Here is a 7034-nt window from a genome sequence, read left to right as displayed (position 1 = left end):
GCAGGGCCTTGCTTGGCGATCTCCAGCCGAACTTGTGTCGTCTTCACGATCTTTGCGTCCCTGCGGGCCGTTCGCAGCCTGCGGCAGCGGCCACAGGAAGCGGTGCGGCTGGCGGTCGCGCAATCGCTGGATCGCTACGGAAGGCCTGTTGTACATTCGTTCAGTTTTCGCCGTCCGGCCATTGTCCAAGGAGCCTGTCCCATGAGCCAGGAAGCGCGCTTTTCCCGTCTGGAACCCGACCTGCGCAAGGCCGAGCTGATCGAGGCGACCCTGACGTGCCTCAAGCGCCACGGTTTTCAGGGGGCGTCGATCCGCAAGATTTCCGCCGAGGCCGGGGTGTCGGTGGGGCTGATCAGTCACCACTACGCCGGCAAGGACGAGTTGGTGGCCCAGGCCTATCGGGCGGTCACCGGGCGGGTCATGAACCTGCTGCGCGAGGCCATGGAGCAGGCCGCGCCCGATCCCCGGCAACGGCTGTCGGCGTTCTTCCGCGCCTCGTTCTGCGCCGAACTGCTGGACCCCAAGCTGCTGGACGCCTGGCTGGCGTTCTGGGGCGCGGTGAAGACCGCCGAGGCGATCAACCTGGCCCATGAACATTCCTACGGCGAGTACCGCAACGAGCTGGCCAGCCTGCTGACCCGGCTGGCCGGGGAGCAGGGCTGGGAACGCTTCGACGCCGACCTAGCGGCCATCAGCCTCAGCGCCTTGCTCGACGGCCTGTGGCTGGAGTCCGGGCTCAACCCCGGCACCTTCAGCCCGCAGCAGGGCGTGCAGATCTGCGAAGCCTGGGTCGAGGGGCTGCTGGCCAGCCGGGGGCGCGGTTTCGTCAGGCCGACATAGGGCTGTTGATCGGTTGTTCAGTAATGGCTAGGCTGCTGCGCACAGGGTTCCTTTTCCAATAAAAATAATCAGGAAACAGGCGATGACTCCTCGGGTTTTGATCGTCGACGACGATCCGCTGATTCGCGAACTGCTTCAGGCTTATCTCTCTCAGGAAGGCTACGACGTGCATTGCGCCGCCACCGCGGAGCAGGCGGAGAGCTTTCTCGGCCAGCACACGGTGGACCTGCTGATGCTGGACATCCGCCTGCCGGGCAAGGACGGCCTGACCCTGACCCGGGAACTGCGGGTGCGTTCGGAAGTGGGGATCATCCTGATCACCGGGCGCAACGACGACATCGACCGCATCGTCGGCCTGGAATGCGGCGCCGACGACTACGTGATCAAACCCCTCAATCCGCGCGAGCTGGTGTCCCGGGCCAAGAACCTGGTGCGGCGGGTACGCCATGCGCGCCAGTCCCAGCCCCAGGCCGGCTGCCCGAGCCCGGTCAAGCAATTCGCCGACTGGGCCCTGGACACCGACCGCCGCCGGCTGATCGACCTGCGCGGCGCTGAAACCCTGCTGACCCACGGCGAGTACCAGTTGCTCAGCGTGTTCCTGCGCAACAGCGGCCACACCCTCAGCCGCGACCAGTTGATGGACCAGATCCGCAACCGCGAATGGGTGCCCAGCGACCGCTCCATCGACGTGCTGGTGGGCCGCCTGCGGCGCAAGCTGCACGACGACCCGGCCGAGCCGGAGCTGATCATCACCATTCACGGTGCCGGCTACCTGTTCACCGCCAGCGTGGCCGCCTGAATTGCCGCGTCGCGCACTGAGCCTGTGTCTATGCCTATGTCTGAGCCTGCTGGCCGGCGCGACCTGGGCCGAGTCCAAGCCTGGACCCCAACCCGTGCTGCGCTATTGCGACTACCCGGTGTACCCGCCGATTTCCTGGAGCGACGGCCAGCAGGTGCGCGGGCTGGCGCCGACCCTGGTGCGGCAGGTGCTGGGGGAGCTGGGGTATCAGGTGCAAGTGGTGGTGCTGGGCAACTGGAAGCGCTGCCTGCTGGATGCCGCCGCCGGCCGGGTGGATGTGGTGCTGGCCTACAGCACCAGCCAGCGCCAGCAGGACCTGTTGTTTTCCCGGGTGCCGGTGCTGCGCGAAGAAGTCGCGCTGTTCGTCAACCGCCGCCAGCTGCCGCGTTTCAACCACTTGCAGGATTTGCGCGCCTACCGCGGCGGCCTGCTGTTCGGCGAAAGCTACGGCCAGGATTTCGACCGCGAGGTGGTGCAGCACGGCAACATCGAATGGGTGTCCAGCAGCCAGCAGAACTTCGGCAAGCTGATTCGCCAGCGCATCGATTTCATCCCCCATGAACGGCGCACCGGGCAGCTGTTTATCGAGCAACTGCCGGGGGCCGAGGACATAGTCGCCTTGCCCCAGGCGGTGAGCGTCGACTACCTGCGCCTGGCGGTGTCGCGCCATTCGCCCCTGGCGCCGCGCATGGCCGAGATCGAGGCGCGGTTGCAGCAGCAGGTGGACAGCGGCGCGGTGCAGCGCTGGCTGGAACAAAGCCAGGACGACTACCGCGCCATGCTCAAGGCGCAACGGGGGGCGGCGCCATGATCCCGCTGCGTTCTGCCGGCCTGTTGCGCCGCCTGCTGCTGTTTATCCTGCTGTTCAGCCTGTGCTTCACCGTGCTCGCCAGCAGCGTGCAGCTGTACTTCGAATACCGCCGGGAAATGCGCGAGATCGACAGCCGCATGGAGCTGATCCGCGCCGGTTACCTGGGCAGCCTGGAACGCAACCTGTGGGACCTCAACCAGGAGCAACTGACCGTGCAGTTGCAGGGGCTGGTGGACTTTTCCGACGTGGCCCGGGTGCACTTGATCAGCAGCGATTTCGACTTGCAGCAAGGCAGCGCCGAGCTGATCGGGCCGCTGCGGGTCGAGCGTTTTCCCTTGAGCTATCAACCGCCGTCCGGGCCCTTGCGCCAGTTGGGCGAGTTGCAGGTCAGCACCGACCTGGGGGCGGTGTATCGGCGCCTGTACGCCACCGGGCTGGCCAGCCTGTTGTGGATGAGCGTGTTTCTCTGCGGGCTGGCGGTGGCCTTGTCCGGGCTGTTCTACCGGCTGGTGACCCGGCACCTGCAAGTGATGGCCGACTTCGCCCGGCGCGTGGCGGCCGGCGACTTGCAGCAGCCCCTGCGCCTGGACAAGCACCAGCGCCCCGGCGGCGACGAGATCGACACCGTGGCCCGGGCCCTGGACGACATGCGCCGGGCGGTGCTCGACGATGTGCAGCGCCGCGAAGCCGACCGTTTGGCCTTGCAGGACAAGCGCGACGAATTGCAGAAAATGGTCCAGCGGCGCACCGCCAGCCTGATGCACGCCAAGGACGAGGCCGAAGCCGCCAACCTCGCCAAGTCGCGCTTTCTGGCGACCATGAGCCATGAACTGCGCACCCCGTTGAACGGCATCCTCGGCATGGCCGAACTGCTGCGCCAGGCGCCGCTTGAGCAGCAGGACCGCCAGCGCTTGCAGGCCTTGCACCAGGCCGGGGAGGGCCTGCTGAGCATCCTCAACCAAGTGCTGTCCTTTGCCCGCCTGGAAGAGGGCGAAAGCCGCCCGGAACGGCGGGACTTCTCCCTGCGCCAACTGCTGGAAGAAGTCAGCACCCTGTTGCAGCCCCGGGCCGAGGGCAATCGCACCCGCCTGGAGCTGCACATCGACCCGCAACTGGCGCCGCGCCAGCAGGGCGCCGAGCAGTACCTGCGCCAGGTGCTGAGCAACCTGCTGGCCAACGCCATTCGCTTTACCGAAGACGGCTGGGTGCGGGTCGAGGTGCAGGTGCTGCACAGCACCGCCGAGGGCCAGCGCCTGCGCTGCTGCGTGCGCGACAACGGCATCGGCATTGCCGCGTCGATGCGCGAGAAGATCTTCGAGCGTTTCGTCCAGGCCAGTGACGAAGTCAGCCGCCGCTATGGCGGCACCGGCCTGGGCCTGGCCATCTGCAAGCACCTGCTGCAGCAACTGGACGGGCGCATCGGCGTCGACAGCGAGCTGGGGCAGGGCAGTTGTTTCTGGTTCGAGCTGCTGCTGGGCATCGGTCAGGAGCCTGTGCCGGCGCCCGCGCTCCAGGCGCCGACGCAGGCGTTGCGGATCCTGGTGGTGGAAGACGTGGCCCTGAATCGCGAAGTGGCCAGCGGCCTGCTTGAGCGTGACGGCCATCAGGTGTGGCTGGCGCAAGACGGCGAGACGGCCCTGGCCCTGTGCCGGCAGCAGGCCTTCGACCTGTTGCTGCTGGACGTGCACCTGCCCGGCATCAGCGGGGTCGAGCTGTGTCGGGAAATCCGCCGCCGCCCTGGGCCCAATCGGCAGGCGCGGATCTTTGCCCTCACTGCTAGCGTGCAGCCGTCGCTGGTGCGCGGTTATCTGCAGGCCGGCATGCAGGGCATTCTCGGCAAGCCGTTGCAGCTGGCCAGCCTGCGGCAGGTGCTGGCCGGGCAGGTCCAGGTGCCGCCGGCCGACACCCGGCAAGGCTTGCTCGATCAGAGCGTGCTGGACACCCATCGCAGCCTGCTGGGCGAGCAGAAATTGCACGGCCTGCTCCAGGTCCTGGCCGATGCCCTGGATCAGCAACAGCCACGGCTGGCCGACGCCCTGGCCGCCGACGACTGCACCGAAGTCCTGCACCTGGCCCATCGCCTGGCGGGCAGCGTGGATTCCCTGGGCTTCTGCGCCCTGGCCCAGGTGTTGCGCCAGCTGGAAGCTGCGGCAGAGCAGGCCGATCGCCCGGCGCTGGCGGCCCTGGCGACGGCTCTGCAAGCGTCCTGGCAGCAGTCCCGGGCCTTGCTGCAACAGCTGTTGGCGGCCTGACGTACAAAATCCTTACGACTTTTTACATCTTCGATCCTGGCGTTCAATCCGAACTTACATGGCTTTCCAATAATCGCTTGAGCCGCGCCCGCCGCGGTCTTCGAAGCTTATTGGAGATAATAATAATGAACTGCCTGCAAGCTGCTTCCGCCTCCCGCCGCACCCCTTCGACCCGCGCCCCGCGCCTGACCGACTGCTGAGGTGCGCCATGACAACCACCACTGAACGTAAAGGCATACACCTGACGCGCTCGCTGAAGAGCCGGCACATTTTCATGCTGTCCCTGGGCGGTGTGATCGGCACCGGGCTGTTCATGGGCTCCGGGGTCACCATCAACCAGGGCGGCCCCTGGGGGGCGATCCTGTCTTATCTGGTGGCCGGGTTCCTGATGTACCTGGTGATGGTCTGCCTGGGCGAGCTGTCGGTGCAGATGCCGGTGTCCGGCTCGTTCCAGGCCCACGCCACGAAATACATCGGCCCGGCCACCGGCTTCATGATCGGCTGGGTCTACTGGATGAGCTGGGCCACCACCGTGGGCCTGGAGTTCACCGCCGCCGGCATGCTGATGCAGCGCTGGTTCCCCGACGTGCCGATCTGGTACTGGTCGGCGCTGTTCGTGGCCTTGCTGTTCGGCATCAACGCCCTGGCCACCCGCGCCTTCGGCGAGGCCGAATACTGGTTCGCCGGGGTCAAGGTGCTGGCGATCCTGAGCTTCATCGTGGTCGGCGCGCTGGTCATCTTTGGCGTCATCGACCTGCCGGGCGGCGCCCCGGCCCCGGTGTTCGACAACCTCAAGGGCGACTCCCTGTTCCCCAACGGCCTGCCGGCGGTGTTCGCGGTGATGATGACCGTGGTCTACGCCTTCCAGGGCTGCGAGATCATGGGCGTGGCCGCCGGCGAAACCGACCAGCCGGAAAAAAGCATCCCGCGGGCCGTGCGCAACGTGGTGTTCCGCGTGCTGATCTTCTACGTCCTGGCGGTGATGGTGCTGGCGGCGATCATCCCCTGGCAGCAAGCCGGGCTGGTGGAAAGCCCCTTCGTCCAGGTGTTCGACATGGTAGGCATTCCCTACGCCGCCGACCTGATGAACTTCGTGATCCTCACGGCGATCCTCTCGGTGGGCAACTCCGGGCTCTACGCCTCGACGCGGATCCTCTGGGCCATGTCCAAATCCGGCATGGCGCCCAAGGCCCTGTCGCCCCTGAGCAAACAGGGCGTGCCGCTGCGGGCCCTGGCCATCACCTTGTGCTTTGCCCTGATCTCGCTGATGACCAGCTTCATCGCCGCCGACACCCTGTTCATGGTGCTGATGGCCGTGAGCGGCATGGCCGGCACCGTGACCTGGATCGTGATTGCCCTGGCCCAGTACCGTTTCCGTCGTCAGTTCCTGGGTGACGGGGGGCAACTGCACCAGCTCAAATACCGCGCGCCGTGGTTTCCGCTGGTGCCGTTGTTGTGCATTGTTCTGTGCAGTTCGTTGTTTGTGTTTCTGGCATTGGATGCAACCCAGCGGCCGTCGTTGTACTGGGGGTCGGGGTTTATCGTTCTGTGCTATGGCGCCTATTACCTGATGCAGCGCAAGCGTCAGTTGCAACCTGCGGCGGTGGTGTAGGGGCTGGCTGGGTCTGACTGGGGCTAGAGGGGCGGTTTACATATCCGTTGCTGCGGATGTGGCGGCTGGCGGTTTCGCCCTTACGGCGAGGTTGACGGTGTACATATCCGTTGCTGCGGTAACGGCCACTTAGGGTTTCGCTCTTACAGCGACTCACTTTGGAAAAGCCCCAAAGTAAGCAAAGGGCTCCTGCCCCTGCATCCGGCACCTCGCTAAGGCTCGGTGTTCCCTCTCTCCGGCATTGCTCCGGGGGCCCGCCGCCACAGGCCATCCATGGCCTGATGGCGGCTAGCTCGGCATCCCCGCCGAGCTGCCCCCTACGCAACGCCTGCGTTCGGCCTCCTGAAGGGGCAGGCAGATCAAGATCAAGATCAAAAGCCAAAGCAAAGCCAAAGCAAAGGTGCGCAGGCCGGTTCCTTGTAGCCGCTGCCGCAGGCTGCGAACGAGCGCTAGCGCTCGCAAAACCAGGCGGCGCGGTGTGTCAGGAACATTGGGGAGGCAGGTTTAGCGTCTCCTGCGACGGAGTGCCGCCCAGAGCGTTCGCAGCCTGCGGCAGCGGCTACAGGGGCCTCATTCATCGTGAAGAGGGCAGTGAAAAAGGGGCAACAGGACAAGAACAAGGTCGGCCGACAGGCCGCCGTCAGATGTTGATCTTGATCTGGCTTTTGATCTTCCTGCCCCCTTAGACACGATGGCCGAACGCAGGCATTGAGCCGTGGG

5 protein-coding genes are annotated in these 7034 nt (G+C 65.9%); all 5 read left to right on the top strand.

What is annotated here, in order from left to right:
* The first annotated feature begins 201 nt into the window (after positions 1-201).
* The 5 genes from LXM55_RS32220 (at position 202) to LXM55_RS32200 (ending at position 6314) form a co-directional block, all read left to right on the top strand.
* Entirely contained in the window at positions 202-840 is a 639-nt protein-coding gene (locus LXM55_RS32220) for a TetR family transcriptional regulator C-terminal domain-containing protein (RefSeq protein ID WP_233324180.1), read from the top strand.
* An 82-nt stretch (positions 841-922) separates the two neighbouring features.
* Positions 923-1639, top strand: a complete 717-nt coding sequence (locus LXM55_RS32215) for a response regulator (protein WP_233324179.1) — start codon at positions 923-925, stop codon at positions 1637-1639.
* 1 nt (position 1640) lies between these two features.
* A complete protein-coding gene (locus LXM55_RS32210) occupies positions 1641-2450 on the top strand; it encodes a substrate-binding periplasmic protein (RefSeq protein ID WP_442799805.1) in 810 nt (269 codons plus the stop codon).
* Positions 2447-4702 carry an ATP-binding protein gene (locus LXM55_RS32205; RefSeq protein WP_233324178.1) on the top strand — a complete coding sequence of 752 codons (2256 nt, stop codon included), beginning with the start codon at positions 2447-2449 and terminating at the stop codon, positions 4700-4702. The genes LXM55_RS32210 and LXM55_RS32205 overlap by 4 nt, the downstream gene beginning before the upstream one ends.
* 208 nt (positions 4703-4910) lie before the next feature.
* Positions 4911-6314, top strand: coding sequence for an amino acid permease (locus LXM55_RS32200; RefSeq protein WP_233324177.1), 1404 nt, complete (start codon positions 4911-4913; stop codon positions 6312-6314).
* Positions 6315-7034 lie beyond the last annotated feature (720 nt).

Origin of the sequence: Pseudomonas sp. Au-Pse12 (assembly GCF_021341665.1) — a bacterium.
In the GTDB taxonomy this organism is placed as follows: domain Bacteria; phylum Pseudomonadota; class Gammaproteobacteria; order Pseudomonadales; family Pseudomonadaceae; genus Aquipseudomonas.
This window is presented reverse-complemented; position numbering and strand designations above follow the sequence as displayed.

What these genes read in the sequence shown, in the direction of transcription:
- LXM55_RS32215 (WP_233324179.1), top strand. Translation starts at nt 923, where the DNA reads ATGACTCCTCGGGTTTTGATCGTCGACGACGATCCGCTGATTCGCGAA.
- LXM55_RS32200 (WP_233324177.1), top strand. Translation starts at nt 4,911, where the DNA reads ATGACAACCACCACTGAACGTAAAGGCATACACCTGACGCGCTCGCTG.
- LXM55_RS32220 (WP_233324180.1), top strand. Translation starts at nt 202, where the DNA reads ATGAGCCAGGAAGCGCGCTTTTCCCGTCTGGAACCCGACCTGCGCAAG.
- LXM55_RS32205 (WP_233324178.1), top strand. Translation starts at nt 2,447, where the DNA reads ATGATCCCGCTGCGTTCTGCCGGCCTGTTGCGCCGCCTGCTGCTGTTT.